The following is a 22,499-nucleotide window of genomic DNA, read 5'->3' as shown; positions in this document are numbered from 1 at the left end:
GTTGCCGGGTTGCCCCGTGCGTTCCCATATGCTTCGAAGTTCGTTTCCGACGGAGGCCGGTTGATCGATGGAAAAAGAGCAGCAAGCGATTTCTGATGGTCATCCGCCCGCCGATGCCCTGCTCGTCGTCGATGTGCAGAATGCCTTTGTCGAGGGGCCGGAGGCCGTGCCCGGCGATGCAACGCTGAGGTCGGTGGTCGAGCTCCTGCTGGATAAGGCGCGGTCGGCATGGGCGCCGGTGATTTTCCTGCAGAACGATGGCCCGGCCGGTGCGCCGGATGAGCCGTTTCAGCCGGGATGGAAACTCCATTTCCCGCCTCAGCCAGGCGAAGTGGTCATTCGGAAGACGGAGGATGATGGCTTCGAGGGCACCGATCTCGATGCCGTCCTCGCCGCATTCGGCGTGCGCGAACTGGTGATATCAGGCGTGCTTTCGGAAATGTGCGTCGCCGCGACGGCGCGGTCGGCACTTCAGCGCGGCTATGGCGTACTGCTGCCGCATGATGCGCACGCCACCCATGACGTTCCCGCCGGGCCGGGGTCGCAAGGCGTGCCCGCAGCCATGGCTGCACGGGCGGCGGAATGGTCGCTGGGCGACCAGGTGCGCATCTGCGCCTCGGCGCGCGATGTTCAGTTCAGAAAGCGCTGTTAATCGCGCGATAGATGCGAAGACAGACGGCGGCGGCCAAATCCCTCTCAGCGCGGCTGAATTGCGCTCGGTGGCACATAAGTCGAGCCAACTCTTGAATATCGCGTCGAATCGTAATAATTGAAGTTACATGAAACGCGACAGCAGACTTTCCTCCGTTCTCCATGCCCTGCTCCATATGGCCGAGCAGGATGCGCCGGTGACATCCGAAACCCTGGCGCAATGCATGCATACCAATCCCGTCGTGGTACGGCGCACCATGGGGCTTTTGCGCGAGGTCGGAATCGTGCGTTCCGCCAAGGGGCATACAGGCGGCTGGACGATCGCCGCCGATCTCGGAAGCGTGACGCTGCGCCAGCTGCACGAAGCACTCGGCGAACCGGCCATCTTCGCCATCGGCAATCGCAACGAGACGCCGGAATGCCTTGTCGAGCAATCGGTCAATTCCGTGCTCGACGATGCTTTTGCGGAAGCGGAGGCGCTTCTGCTCAAGCGTTTTGAGAGTGTCACGCTTGCCGATCTCGCCGTCGAATTTGTAAGGCGTCATGCGCAGTGGCGCACAGAAAGGACCCTCTTATGACCCATGACGTCATCGTTATCGGGGGCAGCTACGCCGGAATGGCGGCCGCCCTCCAGCTTCTCCGCGCCCGGCGCAAGGTGCTGGTGATCGACGCCGGCAAGCGCCGCAATCGTTTTGCGGATGCCTCCCACGGCTTTCTCGGGCAGGACGGCGTCAATCCTGGCGAGATCGCCCGTAAGGCGCGCGAGCAGCTTTCCGCCTATCCGACATTGTCCTGGGTCGAGGGGATCGCCAAGCAGGCCGAGGGCGAGAAGAATGCCTTCGCCGTAACCACGGCAGACGGCGCGCGCCACGATGCCCGGCGCCTGCTTTTCGCCACCGGCGTCTCCGATGCGTTGCCCGAGGTCGAGGGGCTGGGGGAGCGTTGGGGCCGAAGCGTCTTCCATTGCCCCTATTGCCATGGCTACGAGCTCGATCAGGGCCGCATCGGCTGCATCGCCACCGGCCCCATGTCGCTGCATCAGGCGCAATTGCTGCCGGAATGGGGCGAGGTGACGCTGTTTCTCAACGGTTCGTTTGCTCCGGACGAGGCACAGCGCGCCGATCTGGCCGCGCGCGGCGTGGCGATCGAGGAAACGCCGGTCGCAAGGCTTGAGGGAGCGGCCGACGTGCGGCTTACAGACGGACGACTGCTGCAGTTTGCCGGCCTCTTCACAGCATCGCGCGTGTCGCCCTCAAGCCCGGTCGCCGAACAGCTCGGCTGCGCGCTTGAAGAGACGCCCTTTGGCTTGCAGATCCAGACGGATGCTATGAAGGAGACGACCGTTTTCGGCGCTTTCGCCTGCGGCGATGCCGCGCGCATCCCGCATTCGGTGTCGCTGGCCGTCGGCGACGGCGCCTGGGCCGGCGCGCAGCTGCACCGCTCGCTGGTGTTTTAGAACTGGCCCCGGAGGGTGCTTCTGCCCTCCAAGCTCCGGCACCTTTGCCCTATTTCTCTTCGGGCACCTTCAGGATCAGCGCCTCGTCCGGGCCGATGGTGCGTCCGTCCCGCGCCCGGATTTCGAGCTGCACCGGCTGTCCGGTGGCGCGATCCACCAGCAGCGAATGATCTTCCGCCGGCGCGAAGAGATGGCGTTCGCCGAATTGCCGCAATGCCACCATGACCGGGAAGAGGTCCTTTCCCATCGCCGTCAGGCGATATTCCATGCGCGTGCCGCCCTCGCTCGCGGGAGCCAGCTCCAGAATGCCGCTCGCCACCAGCGTCCGCAGGCGCTCGGTCAGAATGTTCTTGGCGATGCCGAGGCTCTTCTGAAATTCGCCGAAGCGTGTCAGCCCGTCGAACGCATCGCGCACGATCAGCAGCGACCACCAGTCGCCGATGACGTCGAGCGAGCGGGCGCTTGGGCAATAATCGCCTTTCAGGCTTTTTCGCGCGACCATCCGCTCAGCGCTCCCGGTCTTTTGTCGGCAAGAATGGTTGCATGATTAAACCAATAATGGTACCTGATTGATGGTTTCATTATTAAACCGAAAAATCGGGAGTTTTGCAATGACGATCGATCAGGACGCGCCGCCGGCGGGCAGCGCGAACGATAGCGCGCGCCTTCATTCCTCGCTTAAAGACGTGTTCGGGAACGAGGGGGTACAGCTCTCCGCCGAAGGCAATCTGCCGCTCACGCGCGCCACGATTTTCCTGTTTGCCGTCGCCAGCGGCCTCGCCGTGGCGAATGCCTATTTCGCTCATCCGCTTCTCGATGTCATGGCTGACGACCTCAAGCTGTCGCGCACGGTTGCCGGCCTGATCGTCGGCGCGACGCAGCTCGGCTATGGGCTTGGGCTGATCCTGCTTGTGCCGCTCGGCGATCTCGTCGACCGGCGCAAGCTCATCGTCGTGCAATCGCTGCTGAGCGTGGCGGCACTCGTCTGCGTCGGCTTTTCGTCCAGTGCGGCCATGCTGCTCGGCTCCATGGCCGCCGTCGGCTTCCTGGCGGTGGTGACGCAGGCCTTGGTCGCCTATGCCGCCAGCCTGGCGCATCCCTCCGAGCGCGGCCATATCGTCGGCATGGTCACGAGCGGCATCGTGCTCGGCATTCTTTTGGCGCGCAGCGTCGCGGGAACGCTGACCGATCTCTCCGGCTGGCGGACGGTCTATATCGTCTCTGCCGTGCTGACGCTGGTGATCGCTCTTCTCCTCTGGCGTGCGCTGCCGCGCCAGCAAAGACCGCAGGCGAGTCTTTCCTATTTCGGCCTCATCCGCTCGCTTGGCATCCTGCTCGCCGAAGAACCGGTCCTGCGCATCCGCGCCGTCATCGCCATGCTGATCTTCGCCAATATCACCACGCTCCTGGCGCCGCTCGTCCTGCCGCTGACCGCGCCGCCTTATTCGCTGTCCCACACCGAAGTCGGCCTGTTCGGTCTTGCCGGCGCAGCCGGCGCGCTCGGCGCCATCAGGGCAGGGCGCTGGGCCGACCGCGGCCATGGTCAGCGCACGACCGGCATCGCGCTCGCGCTGATGCTCGCCGCCTGGCTGCCGATCTCGATGTTGGATCACTCGATCTTCTGGCTCATCCTCGGCGTGCTCGTCATCGACTTCGGCCTGCAGGCGACGCACGTCACCAATCAGGGCATGATCTACCGTGTCAGGCCCGATGCGCAGAACAGGCTGACCGCCGCCTATATGGTCTTCTATTCCATCGGCAGCGCCGTCGGCTCGTCGACATCGACCATCATCTATGCCCATGCAGGCTGGCCGGGCGTCTGCCTGTCCGGCGCGGCCATAAGCCTCGCGACGCTTCTCTTCTGGGCGCTCACCTTGCGGGCAACGCCGAGGGTGGCGACGCAAAGCGTCGTTTAAGACGACAGCCAGCTTTTCAGCGCTCGGGCCTGCTCAGGGCAGGATCGCCGGCAACTGTTCTTCCAGAAGGGAGAGGACCGCTCGAATTCGGAGTGGAACGGGCTTTATGGCCGGATAAAGAGCATGCAGATCGAATCCCGGCACGGTAAATCCAGGCAGCAGGCGTATCAGCCTGCCGCTGGCAAGATCCTCGGCGCAGACCGGCTCCTGCAGCACGCCGATGCCAGCTCCATCGAGCAACAGGCGGTGCAGCGGCCGCCAGTGACTGGTGCTCAGGACGGTGTCGATGGCGGCGAAGCCGATTTGCTGGTCCGCGCCGATCAACGGAAGCCGGCCGTTGTTGAACAGGCCCGAGACCCGAAGGAAAGGGTGGTTGGCAAGCTCATCCGGCTCTGCCGGCGTTCCATGCAGATCGAGATAGCCCGGCGATGCCACCAGAACGCGGGCGATATGGCCGAGCTTCCGGGCAACGAAGCTGCCCTCGCCGAGATCGCCCAGGCGCAGCGAGAGATCGACGCCCTCCGTCACCGGATCGACGATCCTGTCGTTGAGCACCAGATCGATCTTGAGCAGCGGATGACGCTTGCGCATCTGCAGCAGGATCGGCGGCAGGATGATGTCGCCGAGCCCATGAGGCGCCGCGATCCGAAGCGTGCCGCGCAATGACTGATCGCCGTTTACGACCGTCAGGGCGTCGCTTGCGCTGTCGAGAACCTGCTTGCTGCGCTCGTAGAAGGCGGCGCCGACATCGGTGACGGAAAGCTTGCGGGTGTTGCGCAGCAGCAGCCGCGTGCCGAGATATTGCTCCAGCCGATCGATGCGCTCGCTGACGGCGGGCTGGCCCATGCCGAGATCGCGGGCGGCGGCCGACATACTGCCCCGTTCCACCACCCTGACATAGACGCGCATTGCCACCAACAGATCCATGCGGGGCAATATATCGGTACAGCCGATAAATGTAAGTGGATCAAGCGGTCTGGTGGCCGGGTCGCTGATCGCCGAAAACGATGCGCGCTTTGGCTCTCAATCGCAAAACACAGGTCAGGCTCATGGGCGATATCAGGCTTTACATGTTTCAATCGGGCACGCAGCGGTGCAAGGCCCATGACATCAGGATGAACCAGGGAGACGGCGCCGACTATGAAATACCGGTGCCGTGGTTTCTGCTGACCCATCCCAGGGGCAACGTCATCATCGATGGCGGGCTTGCGGCTGAAGGGCTGGCCGATCCGCGCGGTTATTGGGGCGATGTCGTCGATAGCTATCGGCCCATCATGACCGAAGAGCAGGGATGCGTCGCGCAGCTGGCGCAGCTCGGCATCTCGCCCGAGGACGTCCGCTTCGTCGTCTTGTCGCATTTACATTCCGATCACAGCGGCGCTGTCGGCCGGTTTCCCAATGCGACCCACATCGTCCAGCGCCGGGAATATGAATATGCCTTCGCGCCGGACTGGTTCGCGGCCGGCGCCTATGTCCGCCGGGACTTCGACCGGCCCGGCTTGAAATGGCATTTCCTGGAGGGCGATGCCACCGACGCTTACGATCTCCATGGCGACGGAACGCTGCGGATGGTCTTCACGCCGGGTCACAGCGTCGGCCACCAGTCCTTCCTGGTGCGCTTGCCCAACACGGGCGCGGTTTTGCTGGCCATCGACGCCGCGTATACGCTTGATCATTGGAATGAGCGCGCGCTGCCTGGCTTCATGGCTTCGGCCGTCGACACGGTGCGATCGGTCGGCAAGCTGCGCGCGCTCGCCGAGCGGACCGATGCGCTGGTGGTCACGGGCCACGATCCCGAAGCCTGGCCTAAGTTCAGGCAGGCTCCGGCTTATTATGATTGAAGCTGTATCCGGTGAGCCTTGAAAAGCAGGCCCTGCCGGGATGCTCTGAAAATCAGATCCTGCAGGGCCCGCCGGGACGCATTTCGCCGTCGGCGCGCTACTGCGGGATCTTCGGTCTCATTCGACCGACGGCATCTGGCCGGTTTCGTAAAACTGCGTCCGGTGCTGGCGGACCCATTCCTCGATGCCGGTCGGCTGGAAATCCTCCAGACCGGGTTGCGGCACGAATGGAGCAGCCAGCATCGCATCCGCCTCGTGCCGGTGCGATGCGAAGAAGCGGAATTTCGAGGCGACGCGCCGCCCCGTTCCCGGCCCCATCGCCGCATCCACTTCCCTCTCGAATTGATCGAGCGGCTGGGCGCGATAGGTGACGGGGCGTCCGAGCCCCGCACTGATCCGCGAGGCAAGTTCGCTTCCCGACACACTTTCCAGCCCGGCGATGCGATGGTCGCCGGAATGGACGCCGCGCTCCAGCAGCGTGATGGCGGCGCGGGCGCAATCGTCGACCGAGGTCCAGGCGATGCGCTGGGATTCGGCGATCGGCGGCGCGAAAGCCCCCTCATCGATGATTTCCATCCGCGCCGAGGGCTTCAGGAGATTGTCGAGATACATGGTGGGGCGGACGACGGCGAAGGGCAGGCCCGAAGCGCGGGCCACGTCCTCGATCATGGCGTTGGCGACGAAGCTCGGCTCCTCGCAGGGCGCCGGGCGGCTGGCGCTGGCAAGCTTCAGGACAACGGATTCGAGGCCGCAGGCAAGGGAGGCCGACACCGCATTTTCGGCTTGTATGCGCATGGCCTCCTGCGGTCCTATCGGAACCTGCAGCACGGCGTGCCTGATGCCGGTGCTGGCGGCGCGAAGCGAGGCGGGATCGCGAAGGTCACCTTCGGCAAGCTCTATGCCGAGGGCCGCGAGCGCCCGAACGCGCGTCCGGTCCCGGACAAGGGCCCTGACCTTGAAGCCGCGCCGAAGAGCAGCGCGGACGACGGCGCCACCTTGGACGCCGGCGGCGAGATAGACGAGGATCGGTTGGGATTGATCGATAGTGGACATGCAACGGTTCCTTCGAAATAGGTCTGCCGAAGGAACATCGTCGGATGGCCACCGAACAGACCCGAAACGCGCACGAGGCGCAGGGACTGTCGGGGTATCCACGCATCGCGTGGAACAGAGCTTCCCCATTTCGGGAGAAGGGCCTGGGCCTACCGAGACCAAGCCAGCCATTTTCGACAGGGAGAATGTAGGCCGGCTTCAAGATCGGCGTCAATGGAAAGATGGAGCCGCGCCGCGCCATCTTGCACTAGACTTGGGGCAGAAACGCCTCGATCCGTTCGGCATCGTCAGGTGTCGCCGGGTTGTAGACGACCATGCTCAGATCCGTCCGGCCATCGACCGAGAAGGCCGAATATTCGAATGCGAGCGGGCCGAGGACGGGATGGCGTATGTGCTTGACGGCCTCGCCATGCGTGCCTGCAATGACGTTGTCGCGCCACATGGCGCTGAACTCGGGGCTGGCCCGGCAGAGCTCGGCGACGAATGGCTCTATCTCGGCCGCCGCGCCTGCGCGGGCGGCATCGACACGGAACGAGCCCAGAGCGAAGCGCGCCACGCTTTCCCAGTCATATTGCGCCGCGCGGGCACGCGGATCGAGGAAGATATAGCGCAGGATATTGCGCTCTTCCGGCGGCAGCGATCCATAGTCCACCAGCATGATGGTCGCCGCCTTGTTCCAGGCGACGACATCCCAGGTGGCGGTCCTGATGAGGGCGGGGCAGGGGTCGAGGGCATCGAGTACGCGCTGCAGCCGCGGCGTCACGCCGTCGTTCTTGCGGTAGCGTGCTTCGGGTGGGCGCCCAAGCCCGAGCAGGAACAGATGTTCCCGCTCAACCTCTGTCAGCATCAGGGCGCGGGCGATCCGGTCGAGCACGTCGGCGGACGGCGCGCCGCCGCGCCCCTGTTCCAGCCATGTGTACCAGGTCGGGCTGATATTGGCGCGCTGCGCCACTTCCTCGCGCCGCAGCCCGGGCGTTCGCCGCCGCTCGGAGGCAAAGCCGAGGACGGCTGGATCGAGTCTGGCGCGTCGGTCCCTCAGATAGGCCCCGAGCGGATTTTCCGTTTCGAGAAGATCGGTCATCCTGTTAGTGCTTTTACTATGATAAGGTCACTACTTTACCAGAATAGCAGATGGGCTCAAACTTGTCTCCAGCGAAATAAGGAGACTGTGCTTATGCGTGTATTCGTTACTGGCGCGACCGGAAATGTCGGCTCGAACGTCGTCAGGGAATTGATTGCGGCCGGCCATCAGGTGCTCGGCCTTTCCCGTTCCGAAGAGAAGGCCGTGGCGCTCGCCGCCGCCGGCGCCGAGGTTCTTCACGGAACGCTCGAGGATATGGAAATCCTGAAAAGCGGCGCCTCGCAGTCGGACGGCGTCATCCATCTGGCCTTCAATCACGACTTCTCGAGGTTCGCGGCGAATTGCGAAGATGATCGCCGCGTCATCGCAACGCTCGCCTCGGCGCTCGCCGGTTCCGCCCGCCCGCTCGTCATCACCTCGGGAACGGCGATTGCCAATACGGTGCCGGGCGAACCTGCCCGGGAAGACAATCCGACCGTCGGCTCCGACAGGCACCCCCGCGCGGCTTCCGAAGAGGCTGCCACCCTTGCCGGCGAGATCGGCGTCAACGTCTCGGTCGTGCGGCTGCCGCAGGTGCATGATCCGGTCTCGCAGGGGCTGATTACGCCCTTGATCCAGATATATCGGGAAAAGGGCGTCTGCGCCTATGTCGGGGACGGACACAATCGCTGGCCGGCCGCGCATTTTTCCGACGTCGCCCGCCTTTATCGCCTTGTCGTCGAGCGTGCCGAGCCGAACGCGAGATATCACGCCGTCGCCGAGGAGGGTGTCGCGATGCGCGATATCGCCGAGATTATCGGCCGGCGCCTGAACCTGCCCGTCAAATCCGTCGGCGAAGAGGAGGCCGGGCAATATTTCGGCTGGCTTTCCATGTTCGCCGGCCACGACATGCCGGCCTCCAGTGCCCAGACGCGGCAGAAGCTGGGCTGGAACCCCACCGGCCCGACGCTGCTCGCCGATCTTGCCGAGCTGCAGGTTTCCGGGGCGTGATCTTCATTGCAGGATTCCGATCCGCTCGCGGATCGGAATCAGACGGGCCGCATGGCCCAAGGCCCGGTCGGTTTCACTGGCCGGGTTTTTTCGTTTGCGGGAGCCAGGAACGCAGGTTTCCGATCAAGAACGGCAGACAGCCGGCAAGATGCGGGAATTCGGGAAAACAGCGATTGGACAAAAATATATATGGCGGACAGGGAGGGATTCGAACCCTCGGTACGCTTTCACGTACACACGCGTTCCAGGCGTGCGCCTTAAACCACTCGGCCACCTGTCCTTTGGCGTTTCGCACCCGGTCAGGAAGCAAATCGTCGGAACGGCGCGATATATACCGATGAATTTCGCGCAATCAACCCGAATCTGACAGATTTTTGACTTGTCGATGCAAAACTCTGTTTCTCATCCCCATTGCGCTTGTTTCGCGCGCAAATTATCTAAGAAGAAGATGAGGCGGCCTAAGACCGGTCGGCCTGAAAAGGCCGGGCGTAATGTGTATCCGGAGGGGTTTATGCGTTTCCTGCTGCGTTTTGCCAGCCTCGTCGCGCTCGTGGTGGCGGTCATCGCCGGCACCATCGATTCCATTCAATCCGTTGCGGCTTCCGCCGTGGTGCTCACGCCGATGGGCGATGCATGGAACGATGTCAGCCCTTCGTCGCTGGCCAGGCTTCGTTCGGCGATTGCCTATTACGTCCATCCGCAGTTCTACGACATGGTGATGCAATGGCTGTTGTTTCAGCCGGCTTTCGCCGTCTTCCTGGCGGTCTCGCTGCTCCTGTGGATGATCGCCTACAAGCGCCAGCCCGCAGCCGGCCGCTTCAGCGCCTGAGAGGGTTGGAGCGCGCCTTTCGGCCTGTGCCATTTGAGGAATTCGGGGCTGCCGGAGGGTGTCTGGCGACGGGCTTGTTGCCGCGCTGCAAGGGCTGGAGCCAGCGATTGCGAAGCGCCGATCGGCCGCCTCTTTGACCAATAAAATTGCAGTTTTGGGCCGAAATTGTTTAAAAAACGGGTCATTTGGGCGGGTTTTCACCAATTCCCACAAATCTTTACCAACTGAAAAATTTCTCGTGAGTTTTTCGTGCAGCCATGCAAGGATGCGCGCCAGCTTGGCCTCGGGGGAGGTCAGCGGTTCCGCAGACATGCCCGGTCAACGGGCTTGCGGGAGGACCCAACAAGATAGCAACAACAGGGCTGCGACACATGAAAAAATCCCTTCTGACCCTTTTTGCCTTGGCCGCCATGTCGGCAACGGCGCTTGCGGCCGATATCAAACCGGCAATCGTCTACGGAACCGGTGGCAAGTTCGACAAGTCCTTCAACGAAGCTGCCTATAACGGCGCCGAAAAGTTCAAGAAGGAAACCGGCATCGCCTATCGCGATTTCGAGCCGACGGGCGACACCCAGGGTGAGCAGGCGTTGCGCAACTTCGCCAGCAAGGGCTTCAATCCGGTCATCGCCGTCTCCTTCGCCTGGACCTCCGCTCTCCAGAAGGTTGCCGCCGAATATCCGAAGACCGAATTCGTGCTGATCGACGACAGCCTCGATCTGCCGAACGTCCGCTCGGTCAAGTTCAAGGAAAACGAAGGCTCCTACCTCGCCGGCGTCATGGCGGCCATGGCTTCGAAGACCGGTAAGGTCGGCTTCGTCGGCGGCATGGACATTCCGCTGATCCGCAAGTTCGAGTGTGGCTACGAGCTGGGCGCGCGCGCCACCAATCCGAAGATCGAAGTCTTCCAGAACATGACCGGCACGACCGGCGCTGCCTGGAACGACCCGGTTCGCGGCGGCGAGCTCACCAAGAACCAGATCGACCAGGGCGCGGACGTCGTCTACGCGGCTGCCGGCGCGACCGGCCTCGGCGTGCTGCAGACGGCTGCCGACAACAAGAAGCTGTCGATCGGCGTCGATAGCAACCAGAACTACCTGCATCCCGGTTCCGTTCTGACCTCCGTCGTCAAGCGCGTCGATCTGGCGGTGTACAATGCCTTCAGCGATGCCAAGAACGGCAAGTTTACGCCCGGCACCCAGGAGCTCGGCCTGAAGGAAGACGGCGTTACCGTTGCCATCGACGACAACAACAAGCCGCTCGTCACTCCGGAAATGCAGGCTGCCATCGACAAGGCGCGTGCCGATATTGTTGGCGGAACCATCAAGGTCCACGACTATCTGACCGACAACGCCTGCCCGAAGAGCTGATAATGAAACAAGGGCGTATGACGTGGCAAACCGTCATACGCCCTTTTCTTATCCGGAATCCGGTTTCTGGAGCCCCCTATAGTGAGCCAATCGCCTGCCATCGAGCTCGTGGGCATCGACAAGAAGTTCGGTGCTGTCCACGCAAACAAAGATATCAACCTGACCGTCGCCAAGGGCTCGATCCACGGGATCATCGGCGAGAACGGTGCCGGGAAATCGACTCTGATGTCGATTATCTACGGATTCTACCAGGCCGACAGCGGCGAAATCCGCATCAACGGCAACCCCATCGCCATCCGTGACAGCCAGACGGCGATCTCCGCCGGCATCGGCATGGTCCACCAGCATTTCATGCTGGTCGATAATTTCACCGTCCTTGAGAATGTGATGCTAGGCGCCGAAGGCGGCGCGCTGCTCGCCAAGGGCGTCGCCGCCACGCGCGCCGAACTGAGCCGGCTGGAAAAGGATTATGGCCTGGAGGTCGATCCGGACGCGCTGATCGAAGAACTGCCGGTAGGCCAGCAGCAGCGCGTCGAAATCCTCAAGGCGATGTATCGCGGCGCCGAAATCCTCATCCTCGATGAGCCCACCGGCGTTCTGACGCCCGCCGAGGCCGACAATCTGTTTCGCATTCTCCGCGTGCTGCGCGACCAGGGCAAGACGATCATCCTCATCACCCACAAGCTGCGCGAAATCATGGCGATCACCGACACGGTTTCCGTCATGCGCCGCGGCGAAATGGTCGCGACCCGCAAGACGGCGGAAACCACGGTGGAGGAACTGGCCGAGCTGATGGTCGGGCGCCGCGTGCTGCTGCGCGTCGAAAAGGGTGCGTCCAATCCCGGCGAGGTGCTGTTGTCGGTCCGCAACCTCACCGTCAAGGACGGTCGCGGTGTCATCATGGTCGACAATGTCTCCTTCGATGTCCGCGCCGGTGAAATCGTCGGCATTGCCGGCGTTGCCGGAAACGGCCAGTCCGAACTGCTGGAGGCGATCGCCGGCATCCGCAAGCCGGCCTCGGGCGAGATCCTGCTCCATGGCAAGCCGATCGGCAATGCCGATCCGGCCGCCCTGCGCGATCTCGGGCTTGCGCATATTCCGGAAGATCGGCATCACATGGGCCTCGTTCTCAAGTTCGAGGAGTATGAGAATTCCATGCTCGGCTATCACCGCGACCCCAAATACGGGCGCGGCGGCATGCTCGATCTGGAAGCCATGCGCAAGGATGCGATCGAGAAGATCGAAAAATACGATATCCGCCCGCCGAATGCGCGGCTGAAGACCGCCAACTTCTCCGGCGGCAACCAGCAGAAGATCGTCGTCGCCCGCGAGATCGAGCGCGATCCGAAGGCTCTGCTGATCGGCCAGCCGACGCGCGGCGTCGATATCGGCGCCATCGAATTCATCCATCGCCGCATCATCGAGATGCGCGACGCCGGCAAGGCGATCCTGCTGGTATCGGTGGAGCTGGATGAGATCCGCGCGCTTTCGGACCGTATCCTCGTCATGTTCGCCGGCCATATCGTCGGTGAAAAGTCGGCTGAGGCCGGTGAACAAACACTCGGCCTGATGATGGCCGGCATTGCCGCATGAGGCGTTTATGAGCACGGCTTCCGTTCCGCTCCCAAATTGGATCAACTACGGTTTGATCCCCATTCTCAACCTGATCGTTGCCTTCCTGATATCGGGCCTTGTGGTCTGGTTCATCGGCGAAAGTCCGCTCGACGCGCTCGTGCTGCTGCTGCAGGGCGCGCTCGGCAGCGGCGAGGGCATTGGCTTCACCCTCTATTACGCGACGAGCTTCATCTTCACCGGCCTTTCGGTCGCCGTCGCCATCCACGCCGGCCTGTTCAATATCGGCTCGGAAGGCCAGGCCTATGTCGGTGGTCTCGGCTGTGCCCTGGTGGCGCTGGCGCTCGACAAATACGTGCCCTGGTACGTGACCATGCCGTTTGCCGTTATCGGCGCGGCGATCTTCGGCGCGCTCTGGGCCCTCATCCCCGCCTGGCTGCAGGCCAAGCGCGGCAGCCATGTCGTCATCACCACCATCATGTTCAACTTCATCGCATCGGCGATGATGAACTTCCTGCTGGTGCATGTGCTGATCGTGCCGGGCAAGATGGCCCCGGAAACCCGTACCTTCCTCGAGGGAGGCCAGCTGCCCAAGCTCGGCTGGTTGATGGATATCTTCGGGTCGACCATCGGTGCCGCCCCCCTCAACGTGTCCTTCCTGATCGCGTTGGTCATGTGCTTCCTCGTCTGGGTGCTCGTCTGGCGCACCAAGCTTGGCTATGAAATGCGCACGCTGGGCTTGAGCCCCTCGGCCGCCGTCTATGCCGGCATTCCCTATGCCCGCACCGTCGTCATCGCCATGCTTATCTCCGGCGGCCTTGCCGGCATGATGTCGCTCAATCCCGTCATGGGCGCCTCCGCGCGCCTGCAGGTGGAGTTCGTGCTCGGCGCGGGCTTTGTCGGCATCGCCGTGTCGCTGATGGGCCGCAACCATCCGCTCGGCATCATCCTGGCGGCGATCCTGTTCGGCATCCTCTATCAGGGCGGCGATGCGCTATCCTTCGACATGCCGAACATCACGCGTGACATGATCGTGGTGATCCAGGGTCTCGTCATCCTGTTCGCAGGTGCGCTCGAGTACATGTTCCGGCCTGCGCTCGCGCGTATCTACCAGCAATTTGTCAGGACGTGAGGAGCGGACGATGGAATATTATGAGCTTCTCATCAGCATATTGGGCTCGACCATCCGCCTGTCGATTCCGCTGATCTTCACCGCGCTTGCGGGCCTGTTCTCCGAGCGCGCCGGCATCTTCGATATCGGTCTTGAAGGCAAGATGCTTGCATCGGCCTTCGCGGCGGCTTGCATAGCCGCAATCAGCGGTTCGCCCTGGGCCGGGCTCGGCGCCGGTATCGTCGTTTCGATCGTCCTTGGCCTGCTGCACGGCTTCGCATCGATCACCAATCGCGGCAACCAGATCGTCTCGGGCGTTGCGATCAACTTCCTGACCGCCGGTCTGACGATCGTTCTCGGTCAGGCATGGTTCGGGCAGGGCGGACGCACGCCGACCTTGCCCGCCACGGCGCGCTTTTCCGCCATCACCCTGCCGGGCGCCGACGCCATTCGCGATGTGCCCTTCATCGGGCCGCTCTACGCCAACGTCATCTCCGGCAACAACATCCTGACCTATCTGGCCTTCCTCGCGGTGCCGATTTCGTGGTGGATCCTTTATCGCACCCGTTTCGGCCTGCGGCTGCGCGCCGTCGGTGAAAATCCCGGCGCCGTCGATACGGCCGGCATCTCGGTCGAATGGCTGCGCTACCGGTCGCTGATCGCCGCCGGCATTCTCTGCGGCTTCTCCGGCACCTATCTCGCCATCGCCCAGTCGGCCGCCTTCATCAACAACATGTCGGCGGGCAAGGGCTATATCGCACTGGCCGCGCTGATCTTCGCCAAATGGAAGCCGGTACCGGTCATGTTCACCTGCCTTCTGTTCGGTTTCCTCGATGCCTTCGCCAATTTCATGCAGGGCAAGTCGATCCCAGGCATGGGCGAGGTGCCGGTACAGATTTTCCAGGCGCTGCCCTATATCCTCACCTGCATCCTGCTTGCAGGCTTCATCGGCGTCGCCAAGCCCCCGAAGGCGGGTGGCGTGCCCTATACCAAGGAGCGCTAGTCCATGTCGCATGATCTGTTCGAGGCCGCTCGCGGAGCGATGGCTTTCGCTCATGCCCCCTATTCGAAATTTCCGGTCGGCGCGGCGATCCGCGCCGAGGACGGCAAGATCTATGCCGGCGCCAATATCGAAAACCTGTCCTTCCCGCAGGGCTGGTGCGCCGAGCCGACCGCGATCAGCCACATGATCATGGGCGGCGCCAAGAAGATCGTCGAAATGGCCGTCATCGCCGAGAAGCTGCCGCTCTGCCCGCCCTGCGGCGGGTGCCGGCAGAAGATCGCCGAATTTGCCAGCAAGGAAACGCGGATCTATCTTTGCGACGAAACCGGCGTGAAGAAGACCATGACCATGGACGAGATGCTGCCCTTCAGCTTCGAAACCGAGATACTCGGATGAGCGCGGCCGCCGACATCCTTGCCGAGAAGCTTGGCGATCTGAAACCGCGCTACGGCATCGTTCTCGGCTCCGGCCTCGGCACCCTTGTCGATGCGGTCAAGGACGCCTTGCGCATTCCCTATGCCGATCTGCCGGGCTTCCCGGTCAGCGCCGTGTCCGGCCATGCCGGTACGCTGGTCGCCGGCAAGCTCGGGGATGTCCCCGTCATCATGCTGTCCGGCCGCGTGCATTATTACGAAAAGGGCGACGCCAATGCCATGCGCGCGCCGATCGAGACGCTGAAGGCGCTCGGCGTCGATACGCTGATTCTGACGAACTCGGCCGGGTCGTTGCGGGAGGAGATGCCGCCGGGCTCGGTGATGCAGATCACCGACCACATCAACTATTCCGGCATGAACCCGCTGATCGGCGAGGAAAGCGACAAGCGCTTCGTCGGCATGACCAGCGCCTATGACGTCGACTTGATCATGCGGATGCGCAAGGCGGCGGAAAAGGCTGAGATCAAGCTGTCACACGGCGTCTATATGTGGTTTTCCGGACCGAGCTTCGAAACGCCGGCGGAGATCCGCATGGCGCGCATTCTAGGGGCAGATGCCGTCGGCATGTCGACCGTTCCGGAGGTCATTCTGGCCCGTCTTTTCGGCCTGAGGGTTGCCGCCGCCTCCGTCATCACTAACTATGGTGCTGGCATGACCGGTGGCGAGCTCTCGCATGACGAGACGAAGGACATGGCTCCGGTCGGCGGCGCACGTCTGGCCGCTGTTCTGAAAGAAATGATTGCTGACGAAGGAGATCCACAATGACAGGCCATTCCCTGAGAGAAACGGCAGCTGTTGCGCTTTCCCTTCTCGATTTGACCAACTTGAAGGATGACTGCACGCCTGCGCAGATCGAGGCGCTTTGCGCCCGCGCGCAGTCGCCCTATGGCAACACCGCCGCCATCTGCATCTGGCCGCGCTTTGTCGCCCAGGCGCGCGGCATTCTCGGAACCGATCATGCCGTGAAGATCGCGACCGTGGTGAACTTCCCCGCCGGCGACATGGAGGTGGCGGATGTTGCCGCCGAAGCCCGCGAAGCGATCGCCGACGGTGCCGACGAGATCGATCTGGTCATTCCCTACCGCGCCTTCCTGGCCGGCAATGAACAGGCCGTCACCGATATGGTCGCTGCCGTCAAAGCCGAATGCAAGGGGCCGATTATCCTGAAGACCATCCTCGAAACCGGCGAGATCAAGGACGCGGCGCTGATCCAGCGCGCCTCTGAACTTGCGATCGATGCCGGTTCCGATTTCATCAAGACCTCCACGGGCAAGGTCGCCGTCAATGCCACGCTCGAGGCCGCAGACATCATGCTGCGGGCAATTCGCGCCAGCGGCCGCAAGGTCGGCTTCAAGCCGGCGGGCGGCATCGGTTCGGTCGCCGACGCGGCGCTCTATCTGAGCCTTGCCGAAACCATCATGGCGCCCGACTGGGCCATGCCCTCGACCTTCCGTTTCGGCGCATCGAGCTTGCTCGACGATATCTTGAACGTGCTGGCCGGCGGCGAGTCCAAAACGGCCTCATCAGGCTATTAACCCTATGATCCCGCAGGAAATCATCCGGCAGAAGCGGAACGGCGCCGCCCTTTCGGCCGCCGATATCGACAGCTTCATCGGCGCACTCGGACGTGGCGAACTGGCCGAAAGCCAGATCGGCGCCTTTGCCATGGCCATCTGGTTTCGCGGCATGACGCGTGAGGAAACGGTGGCGCTGACGCTGGCCATGGCCCGCTCCGGCGACACGCTGTCCTGGTCCGGTATCGGCAGGCCGATCGCCGACAAGCATTCGACGGGTGGCGTCGGCGACAACGTCTCGCTGATGCTGGCTCCCATCGCAGCCGCCTGCGGCCTTGCCGTGCCGATGATCTCGGGTCGCGGTCTCGGCCACACCGGCGGCACGCTCGACAAGCTGGAATCCATTCCGGGCTATGGCATCACCCCGGATGCCGTCCGTTTCCGCAAGGTGGTCGACGAGGTAGGCTGCGCCATCATCGGCCAGACCGGCGCGCTCGCACCCGCCGACGGCAAGCTCTATGCGGTTCGCGATGTCACCGCGACCGTCGATTCCGTGCCGCTGATCACGGCCTCCATCCTGTCGAAGAAGCTGGCGGCGGGGCTGGAAACGCTGGTGCTCGACGTCAAGATCGGCAGCGGTGCCTTCATGACCTCGCAGGAGGAAGCCGAGACGCTGGCGCGCTCGCTGGTGGAGGTCGCAAACGGCGGCGGGGTCAAGACCTCGGCCCTGATCACCGACATGAACCAGCCGCTGGCCGATGCCGCCGGCAATGTGGTCGAGCTTCGCAACTGCCTGGAGTTCCTGAAGGGCAGCAAGGCCGGCACGCGGCTCGAAACGGTCGTCCTCGCCTTTGCGTCTGAAATGCTGGTTCAAGCCGGCGTTGCGGCTGATATCGTCGAGGCAGAGGGCAGGGCGCGGGCGGCCCTGGCATCCGGCAAGGCGGCGGAGATCTTCGGCCGCATGGTGCATGGTCTCGGCGGCCCGGTGGACCTGCTCGAAAATCCCGATCGCTATCTGGTCAGCGCGCCGGTGCAGAAGCCGGTTCTCGCCGCTGCCGATGGCTGGCTCGGCGCATGCGATGCCCGGGGGATCGGGATGAGCGTGATCGATCTCGGCGGTGGCCGCCGCCGTCCTCAGGACAAGATCGATCATCGCGTCGGCTTCAGCGATATCTTGCCGCTCGGCACCAAGGTAAGCAAGGGTGATCGTATCGCAACCGTTCACGCCGCGGACGAGGCGGGCGCGGAGAAGGCTGTTGCCGATCTCTCGGCCAATTATCGCCTCGTCGACACAGCGCCCGCTGCATCACCCGTCATCATCAGCAGGATCTGATGGAAAAGGCTTAATGGGCGTAGTCACCCATTAGGGGCGATCATATCATTGCTTCAGCAGCAAAGTGCCGCTCTGGACTCCGAAAGAGTTCAGTTTCTTCATGAAGCTCATGCCGATCAGCGTGGTACTGAGAGCGCTGTCCTTCGCCACCACGGCATCGACATCACGAACGCGGACGGTGCCGATCTCCAGACGATCGAGTTTGACATAGGCGACCTTGGATGTGCCATTCGCCGTCTGGATCGGATAGCGATAATCCAGATCGACGCTGCTGAAGCCGAGGCTGCGCGCGGTACTTTCGTTGATCGCGACATACGTCGCGCCGGTATCGATCATTCCATGAACCGTGCGGCCGTTTATCGTGAAATCACCTTGATAGTGGCCGCCCGCATCGGCGCGCAGTGAAACGCTGCCGTAGGAAACAGGCGCGTCCACCTTTGGTGGCGCAAGCGCAACCGCTTCCACCGGCATAGGCTTCTCCGCGTGTTCGCCATAGCCATTCACCAGCATCGGCACCTGGGTCGCCGCAGCGGCGATGATTCCGGCAAAGACAAGAACGCGAACGAGCATCGACAAGACCCCTCCTGCGGGCCTTGCCATTTGTAAGCCAGGTTTACTGAAATCACGCTAAGGCAATCAATAAAAAGCCCGGCAGTTGAACAACTACCGGGCTGCAAGAAGCGTATAGCTGCGGATTTTACTTCGTGCCGTACATGCGGTCGCCGGCGTCGCCGAGGCCGGGCACGATGTAGCCAAGCTCGTTGAGATGGCTGTCGATCGCCGCGGTGAAGACCGGCACGTCCGGGTGCGCCTTGCGGAAGTTGGCAATGCCCTCCGGAGCCGCGAGCAGGCAAAGGAAGCGGATATTGTGCGCGCCGCGCTCCTTCAGCTTGTCGATGGCGGCAATCGAGGAATTGCCGGTTGCCAGCATCGGATCGACGACGATGATGAGGCGTTCGGAAATATCCTCCGGTGCCTTGAAGTAGTATTCGACCGGCTGCAGCGTTTCGTGGTCGCGGTAGACACCGATATGCGAGACGCGAGCCGAGGGCACGAGGTCGAGCATGCCTTCGAGCAGGCCGTTGCCGGCGCGCAGGATCGAGGCGAAGACCAGCTTCTTGCCCTCGAGGATCGGCGCGTCCATCGGCTGCAGCGGTGTCTCGATGGTCTGGATCGTCAGTTCCAGGTCGCGCGTGACTTCGTAACAGAGCAGCGTCGAAATCTCGCGCAGCAACCGGCGGAAGCTTCCCGTCGACGTGTCCTTCTTGCGCATGATTGTGAGCTTGTGTTGCACAAGCGGGTGATCGATGACAGTGACGCCGTCCATGGTTTCAGCCTTCCAGTAATTCCGCGATATGAGATGTTTCTTTCACGGAAATCGCCTCTGGTGCAAGAAAATAGGCCGCTTTTCGAGATTTCATCCCCAACAGCGGCCCAAATCCTGCTTTTACAACTTAGCCAACAATGCCGCCCGCGTTGCCTCGTCCACGAAGGCAGCTTCGATCGCCGTGCGCGTCATGGCATCGATCTCGTTGTCGCTGAAGCCGAAGGCGGATGACGCCAGTTCATACTCACGCTTCAGCGATGTGTGGAAGAACGGCGGATCGTCGGAATTGATCGTGACCTTCACGCCGCCATCGCGCAGCTTGCGCAGCGGGTGCGACTGGAAGTCCGGGAAGACCTTGAGCGCGATGTTGGAGCCGGGGCAGACTTCCAGCACGGTGCCGAGATCGGCAAGGCGCTTGACGAGATCCATGTCCTCGATGGCGCGCACGCCATGGCCGATACGATCAGGGCGCACCAGCTCGACGGCGTCGGCGACGGAAAAGGCGCCGCAGACCTCGCCGGCATGGATGGTAATGCCAAGACCGGCCTCGCGGGCGATATCAAAGGCGCGGGCGTAGTCGGCCACGCGGCCCATGCGCTCTTCTCCGGCCATGTTGAAGCCTGTTATCAGCGGGTTGTCGCTTTTGGCGGCATATTCGGCCGCCTTCACCACGCGGTCCGGGCCAAAATGGCGCTCGCCTGTCACGATCAGCCGCGCCTCGATGCCGGTCTTTGCCTTTGCTGCACGGATGCCGGCCGAAACACCAGCCATATAGGCATCGGCGCCGAGGCCGATACGGTCGCCATGGTCGGGCGAGACGATGAGTTCGCTATAGATCGTGCCGATGCCGGCAAGCTCCTCGAGATAGGTTTCCGTCAGCAGCGCATAGTCTTCCTCGGTGCGGTAGACCTCGGAGACCTTGTCGTAGCAGACGAGGAACTCGGCAAAATCCTTCCAGAGGTAGACGCCGTCCCTGAGGAAGGCGCTGGTATCGACGCCATATTTTTCCGCCTGCGCCAGCGTCAGCGCCGGCGGTGCCGCGCCCTCCAGATGGCAGTGCAGCTCCACTTTCTTCAGATGCGATGTCAAAGGAAACTCCTCCCGTGCGGCCCCGCCGCAATACCCAGATGTCGTGCGACCGTCTCGCCGATATCGGCATAGGTCTGGCGGATGCCGATGGAGCGCGAGCGAATGCCCGGCCCGTAAGCCATGACCGGCACGCGCTCGCGCGTGTGGTCGGTGCCGCGCCAGGTCGGATCGCAGCCGTGATCGGCCGTCAGAATGACGAGATCACCCGCCTTCAGCTTCTTGTGCACCTCCGGCAGGCGCGCATCGAAGGCCTCGAGCGCGGCGGCATAGCCCGGCACGTCGCGGCGGTGGCCATAGACCATGTCGAAATCGACGAAATTGGTGAAGACCAGATCGCCGTCGGCGGCCTCGTCCATCACCGCCAGCGTCGCATCCATCAGCGCCATGTTGCCATTGGCCTTGATGACTTTGGAAATACCCTGATGGGCGAAGATATCGCCGATCTTGCCGACGGCGTGCACGGTGCGCTCGGCCTTGACCAGACGGTCGAGCAGCGTCGGCTCCGGCGGCAGCACCGAGAAATCGCGACGGTTGCCGGTTCGCTCGAATGTCGCCGCGCTCTCGCCGACGAAGGGGCGGGCGATGACGCGGCCGATATTGTAGGGGTCGAGCAGGGTGCGCACGGTCTTACAGAGGGCAATCAGCCGATCGAGGCCGAAATGCCGCTCGTGCGCCGCGATCTGGAAGACGGAATCCGACGACGTGTAGCAGATCGGCTTGCCGCTGCGGATGTGTTCTTCGCCCAGCCTGGCAATGATATCCGTACCCGACGCGTGACAGTTGCCGAGGATGCCGGGCAGGTCGGCTGCCTCGCAGATGGCTTTCACCAGCTCCGGCGGAAAGGCGTCGCCCTCGGCCGGAAAGTAACCCCAGTCGAACATAACGGGCGTTCCGGCGATCTCCCAATGGCCGGACGGCGTGTCCTTGCCGCGGGAGACTTCGCTGGCGCAGCCATAAAGGCCATACAGCTTTTCCGGTAGCGGCATGCCGGCGGGATAATTGCCCGTCGCCGCCTTGGCGATCTCCAGCAGGCCGAGGCCGGCCATGTTCGGCAGCGTCAACGGCCCTTGCCGCAGGCCTTCGCGGTCGGCAGCGCCGGCCGCGCAGAATTCGGCGATATGGCCGAGCGTATCCGCGCCTTCATCGCCATAGCTTGCCGCATCCGGGCCGCCGCCGACGCCGAAGGAATCCAGAACAAAGAGAAAGGCGCGCGCCATACATCACCCGATCAAGAATGTCGTCATTCCGGGAAGGTCCCCCGGAATATAGGACGTCACCCATATAACGGAGGCATCGACTTGGCAATTTTCCGTTTTGGAATGGCCCGCCTGACTACCGTCTCGACGCCGCAGGCCTTAGCAGTCGCTGCAGCTGATCGAATTGCCGACGCGCTGGCGATAATAATATTGCCGGCTGATGGTGATCTGGTTGGTGCCGCTCGGAAGGAAATTGGAGCCGAAGGTCAGAAGCTGATAGGGAAGAGCGAGCTCGCTGCGAACCAGGAAGGTACTTGCCTGGTTCATATTGGCCGGCACGGTGACGGGGCTGCCGGCGCTATAAGGCTTGCTCCCGTCCTGTGCCCAGGACCAGGCCACGGTGGCCTTGCCCGTGCCGTCGATCGCAATACCGGTGATCTTCAGCGTCAGGCCGGTCGTGCTGTAGGGCGCGAAGATGGCGCCCGCCACGGAGGGCATGGTCGCCAGCACGGATTTGGTGACGCTCGACTGCTGCGAGACGATGTCCGCGATCGATCCCGCGGAACGGCTGGCGCGCTTCGAAACATTGAGGCCGACGGTAAGCTCGAAGGCACCGAGATAGAGCATCAGCAGCACGGGAAAAAGAATGGCGAATTCGATCGCGCCGACGCCGCGTTTATCTCCCGCAAAGCGCCGCAGGATGCCGACGGGCGTATTCTCTTTACCAACCATGGTC

General features: G+C 62.9%; 24 protein-coding genes and 1 tRNA gene. 15 read left to right on the top strand and 10 right to left on the bottom strand.

What is annotated here, in order from left to right; translation table 11 throughout:
* The first annotated feature begins 67 nt into the window (after window positions 1–67).
* From GR212_RS03725 to GR212_RS03715, 3 genes are all read left to right on the top strand, one after another.
* Window positions 68–652: an isochorismatase family protein gene (locus GR212_RS03725; protein WP_163985085.1), complete on the top strand. Its 585-nt coding sequence runs from the start codon at window positions 68–70 to the stop codon at window positions 650–652.
* 127 nt (window positions 653–779) lie between these two features.
* The gene (locus GR212_RS03720; protein ID WP_163985084.1) at window positions 780–1,229 is read left to right on the top strand and encodes an Rrf2 family transcriptional regulator; all 450 of its coding nucleotides are present in this window, start codon (window positions 780–782) and stop codon (window positions 1,227–1,229) included.
* Complete coding sequence (locus GR212_RS03715; RefSeq protein WP_163985083.1) at window positions 1,226–2,107, top strand: NAD(P)/FAD-dependent oxidoreductase; 882 nt, start codon at window positions 1,226–1,228, stop codon at window positions 2,105–2,107. The genes GR212_RS03720 and GR212_RS03715 overlap by 4 nt, the downstream gene beginning before the upstream one ends.
* A gap of 49 nt (window positions 2,108–2,156) precedes the next feature.
* Here the strand turns inward: GR212_RS03715 and GR212_RS03710 are convergent, their stop codons facing one another.
* Complete coding sequence (locus GR212_RS03710) at window positions 2,157–2,609, bottom strand: winged helix-turn-helix transcriptional regulator (RefSeq protein WP_163985082.1); 453 nt, start codon at window positions 2,607–2,609, stop codon at window positions 2,157–2,159.
* A gap of 109 nt (window positions 2,610–2,718) precedes the next feature.
* On the opposite strand from GR212_RS03710, the gene GR212_RS03705 reads away from it, so the two are divergent.
* Window positions 2,719–4,023: an MFS transporter gene (locus GR212_RS03705; protein WP_163985081.1), complete on the top strand. Its 1,305-nt coding sequence runs from the start codon at window positions 2,719–2,721 to the stop codon at window positions 4,021–4,023.
* Between the two features lie 33 nt (window positions 4,024–4,056).
* Here GR212_RS03705 and GR212_RS03700 read toward each other — a convergent pair whose 3' ends face one another.
* Window positions 4,057–4,950: a LysR family transcriptional regulator gene (locus GR212_RS03700; RefSeq protein WP_163985080.1), complete on the bottom strand. Its 894-nt coding sequence runs from the start codon at window positions 4,948–4,950 to the stop codon at window positions 4,057–4,059.
* 122 nt (window positions 4,951–5,072) lie between these two features.
* On the opposite strand from GR212_RS03700, the gene attM reads away from it, so the two are divergent.
* Window positions 5,073–5,864: an AttM family quorum-quenching N-acyl homoserine lactonase gene (gene attM, locus GR212_RS03695; protein WP_204326231.1), complete on the top strand. Its 792-nt coding sequence runs from the start codon at window positions 5,073–5,075 to the stop codon at window positions 5,862–5,864.
* 117 nt (window positions 5,865–5,981) lie between these two features.
* On the opposite strand, the gene GR212_RS03690 is transcribed toward attM, so the two are convergent.
* Window positions 5,982–6,917 carry an SDR family oxidoreductase gene (locus tag GR212_RS03690; RefSeq protein ID WP_204326230.1) on the bottom strand — a complete coding sequence of 312 codons (936 nt, stop codon included), beginning with the start codon at window positions 6,915–6,917 and terminating at the stop codon, window positions 5,982–5,984.
* Between the two features lie 247 nt (window positions 6,918–7,164).
* A complete protein-coding gene (locus GR212_RS03685; RefSeq protein ID WP_163985079.1) occupies window positions 7,165–7,998 on the bottom strand; it encodes a helix-turn-helix transcriptional regulator in 834 nt (277 codons plus the stop codon).
* A 93-nt stretch (window positions 7,999–8,091) separates the two neighbouring features.
* Between GR212_RS03685 and GR212_RS03680 the strand changes: the two genes are divergently transcribed.
* On the top strand, window positions 8,092–8,988 hold the full coding sequence (locus tag GR212_RS03680; RefSeq protein WP_163985078.1) for an SDR family oxidoreductase: 897 nt from the start codon (window positions 8,092–8,094) through the stop codon (window positions 8,986–8,988).
* Between the two features lie 190 nt (window positions 8,989–9,178).
* Here the strand turns inward: GR212_RS03680 and GR212_RS03675 are convergent.
* Window positions 9,179–9,268: transfer RNA gene (locus tag GR212_RS03675), tRNA-Ser, on the bottom strand.
* A 231-nt stretch (window positions 9,269–9,499) separates the two neighbouring features.
* On the opposite strand from GR212_RS03675, the gene GR212_RS03670 reads away from it, so the two are divergent.
* The 9 genes from GR212_RS03670 to deoA all read left to right on the top strand — a co-directional run bounded on the left by GR212_RS03670 (window position 9,500) and on the right by deoA (window position 18,151).
* Entirely contained in the window at window positions 9,500–9,817 is a 318-nt protein-coding gene (locus GR212_RS03670) for a hypothetical protein (protein ID WP_163985077.1), read from the top strand.
* A 371-nt stretch (window positions 9,818–10,188) separates the two neighbouring features.
* On the top strand, window positions 10,189–11,184 hold the full coding sequence (locus tag GR212_RS03665) for a BMP family lipoprotein (protein ID WP_163985076.1): 996 nt from the start codon (window positions 10,189–10,191) through the stop codon (window positions 11,182–11,184).
* An 81-nt stretch (window positions 11,185–11,265) separates the two neighbouring features.
* Window positions 11,266–12,777, top strand: coding sequence for an ATP-binding cassette domain-containing protein (locus tag GR212_RS03660; RefSeq protein WP_163985075.1), 1,512 nt, complete (start codon window positions 11,266–11,268; stop codon window positions 12,775–12,777).
* A gap of 7 nt (window positions 12,778–12,784) precedes the next feature.
* A complete protein-coding gene (locus GR212_RS03655) occupies window positions 12,785–13,888 on the top strand; it encodes an ABC transporter permease (protein WP_163985074.1) in 1,104 nt (367 codons plus the stop codon).
* A 10-nt stretch (window positions 13,889–13,898) separates the two neighbouring features.
* On the top strand, window positions 13,899–14,870 hold the full coding sequence (locus GR212_RS03650; protein WP_163985073.1) for an ABC transporter permease: 972 nt from the start codon (window positions 13,899–13,901) through the stop codon (window positions 14,868–14,870).
* A 3-nt stretch (window positions 14,871–14,873) separates the two neighbouring features.
* Complete coding sequence (locus tag GR212_RS03645) at window positions 14,874–15,266, top strand: cytidine deaminase (RefSeq protein ID WP_028754402.1); 393 nt, start codon at window positions 14,874–14,876, stop codon at window positions 15,264–15,266.
* A complete protein-coding gene (locus tag GR212_RS03640) occupies window positions 15,263–16,069 on the top strand; it encodes a purine-nucleoside phosphorylase (RefSeq protein WP_163985072.1) in 807 nt (268 codons plus the stop codon). Before GR212_RS03645 ends, GR212_RS03640 begins: the two co-directional genes overlap by 4 nt.
* Window positions 16,066–16,839 carry a deoxyribose-phosphate aldolase gene (deoC, locus tag GR212_RS03635; RefSeq protein WP_163985071.1) on the top strand — a complete coding sequence of 258 codons (774 nt, stop codon included), beginning with the start codon at window positions 16,066–16,068 and terminating at the stop codon, window positions 16,837–16,839. The genes GR212_RS03640 and deoC overlap by 4 nt, the downstream gene beginning before the upstream one ends.
* A gap of 4 nt (window positions 16,840–16,843) precedes the next feature.
* Window positions 16,844–18,151 carry a thymidine phosphorylase gene (gene deoA, locus GR212_RS03630; RefSeq protein ID WP_163985070.1) on the top strand — a complete coding sequence of 436 codons (1,308 nt, stop codon included), beginning with the start codon at window positions 16,844–16,846 and terminating at the stop codon, window positions 18,149–18,151.
* A gap of 45 nt (window positions 18,152–18,196) precedes the next feature.
* Here deoA and GR212_RS03625 read toward each other — a convergent pair whose 3' ends face one another.
* The 5 genes from GR212_RS03625 to GR212_RS03605 all read right to left on the bottom strand — a co-directional run bounded on the left by GR212_RS03625 (window position 18,197) and on the right by GR212_RS03605 (window position 22,495).
* Window positions 18,197–18,721 (bottom strand): TIGR02281 family clan AA aspartic protease, encoded by a 525-nt coding sequence (locus GR212_RS03625; RefSeq protein WP_163985174.1) that lies wholly within the window; start codon window positions 18,719–18,721, stop codon window positions 18,197–18,199.
* A 127-nt stretch (window positions 18,722–18,848) separates the two neighbouring features.
* Window positions 18,849–19,478, bottom strand: a complete 630-nt coding sequence (gene upp / locus GR212_RS03620) for a uracil phosphoribosyltransferase (protein WP_112801400.1) — start codon at window positions 19,476–19,478, stop codon at window positions 18,849–18,851.
* 120 nt (window positions 19,479–19,598) lie between these two features.
* Window positions 19,599–20,567, bottom strand: coding sequence for an adenosine deaminase (locus tag GR212_RS03615; RefSeq protein WP_163985069.1), 969 nt, complete (start codon window positions 20,565–20,567; stop codon window positions 19,599–19,601).
* Window positions 20,564–21,784, bottom strand: a complete 1,221-nt coding sequence (locus GR212_RS03610) for a phosphopentomutase (protein ID WP_163985068.1) — start codon at window positions 21,782–21,784, stop codon at window positions 20,564–20,566. Before GR212_RS03610 ends, GR212_RS03615 begins: the two co-directional genes overlap by 4 nt.
* Before the next feature lie 138 nt (window positions 21,785–21,922).
* Window positions 21,923–22,495: a TadE/TadG family type IV pilus assembly protein gene (locus GR212_RS03605; RefSeq protein WP_163985173.1), complete on the bottom strand. Its 573-nt coding sequence runs from the start codon at window positions 22,493–22,495 to the stop codon at window positions 21,923–21,925.
* Between the last annotated feature and the right edge of the window lie 4 nt (window positions 22,496–22,499).

It is taken from the genome of Martinezella lusitana, from assembly GCF_010668395.1.
Lineage (GTDB): Bacteria > Pseudomonadota > Alphaproteobacteria > Rhizobiales > Rhizobiaceae > Rhizobium > Rhizobium lusitanum_A.
The sequence above is the reverse complement of the archived record's forward strand: the minus strand, read 5'-3'. Positions and strand labels throughout refer to the sequence as shown.

Coding starts and splice junctions, on each gene's coding strand:
- GR212_RS03725 (WP_163985085.1), top strand. CDS start 68: ATGGAAAAAGAGCAGCAAGCGATTTCTGATGGTCATCCGCCCGCCGAT.
- GR212_RS03720 (WP_163985084.1), top strand. CDS start 780: ATGAAACGCGACAGCAGACTTTCCTCCGTTCTCCATGCCCTGCTCCAT.
- GR212_RS03715 (WP_163985083.1), top strand. CDS start 1,226: ATGACCCATGACGTCATCGTTATCGGGGGCAGCTACGCCGGAATGGCG.
- GR212_RS03710 (WP_163985082.1), bottom strand. CDS start 2,609: ATGGTCGCGCGAAAAAGCCTGAAAGGCGATTATTGCCCAAGCGCCCGC.
- GR212_RS03705 (WP_163985081.1), top strand. CDS start 2,719: ATGACGATCGATCAGGACGCGCCGCCGGCGGGCAGCGCGAACGATAGC.
- GR212_RS03700 (WP_163985080.1), bottom strand. CDS start 4,950: ATGGATCTGTTGGTGGCAATGCGCGTCTATGTCAGGGTGGTGGAACGG.
- attM (WP_204326231.1), top strand. CDS start 5,073: ATGGGCGATATCAGGCTTTACATGTTTCAATCGGGCACGCAGCGGTGC.
- GR212_RS03690 (WP_204326230.1), bottom strand. CDS start 6,917: ATGTCCACTATCGATCAATCCCAACCGATCCTCGTCTATCTCGCCGCC.
- GR212_RS03685 (WP_163985079.1), bottom strand. CDS start 7,998: ATGACCGATCTTCTCGAAACGGAAAATCCGCTCGGGGCCTATCTGAGG.
- GR212_RS03680 (WP_163985078.1), top strand. CDS start 8,092: ATGCGTGTATTCGTTACTGGCGCGACCGGAAATGTCGGCTCGAACGTC.
- GR212_RS03670 (WP_163985077.1), top strand. CDS start 9,500: ATGCGTTTCCTGCTGCGTTTTGCCAGCCTCGTCGCGCTCGTGGTGGCG.
- GR212_RS03665 (WP_163985076.1), top strand. CDS start 10,189: ATGAAAAAATCCCTTCTGACCCTTTTTGCCTTGGCCGCCATGTCGGCA.
- GR212_RS03655 (WP_163985074.1), top strand. CDS start 12,785: ATGAGCACGGCTTCCGTTCCGCTCCCAAATTGGATCAACTACGGTTTG.
- GR212_RS03650 (WP_163985073.1), top strand. CDS start 13,899: ATGGAATATTATGAGCTTCTCATCAGCATATTGGGCTCGACCATCCGC.
- GR212_RS03645 (WP_028754402.1), top strand. CDS start 14,874: ATGTCGCATGATCTGTTCGAGGCCGCTCGCGGAGCGATGGCTTTCGCT.
- GR212_RS03640 (WP_163985072.1), top strand. CDS start 15,263: ATGAGCGCGGCCGCCGACATCCTTGCCGAGAAGCTTGGCGATCTGAAA.
- deoC (WP_163985071.1), top strand. CDS start 16,066: ATGACAGGCCATTCCCTGAGAGAAACGGCAGCTGTTGCGCTTTCCCTT.
- deoA (WP_163985070.1), top strand. CDS start 16,844: ATGATCCCGCAGGAAATCATCCGGCAGAAGCGGAACGGCGCCGCCCTT.
- GR212_RS03625 (WP_163985174.1), bottom strand. CDS start 18,721: ATGCTCGTTCGCGTTCTTGTCTTTGCCGGAATCATCGCCGCTGCGGCG.
- upp (WP_112801400.1), bottom strand. CDS start 19,478: ATGGACGGCGTCACTGTCATCGATCACCCGCTTGTGCAACACAAGCTC.
- GR212_RS03610 (WP_163985068.1), bottom strand. CDS start 21,784: ATGGCGCGCGCCTTTCTCTTTGTTCTGGATTCCTTCGGCGTCGGCGGC.
- GR212_RS03605 (WP_163985173.1), bottom strand. CDS start 22,495: ATGGTTGGTAAAGAGAATACGCCCGTCGGCATCCTGCGGCGCTTTGCG.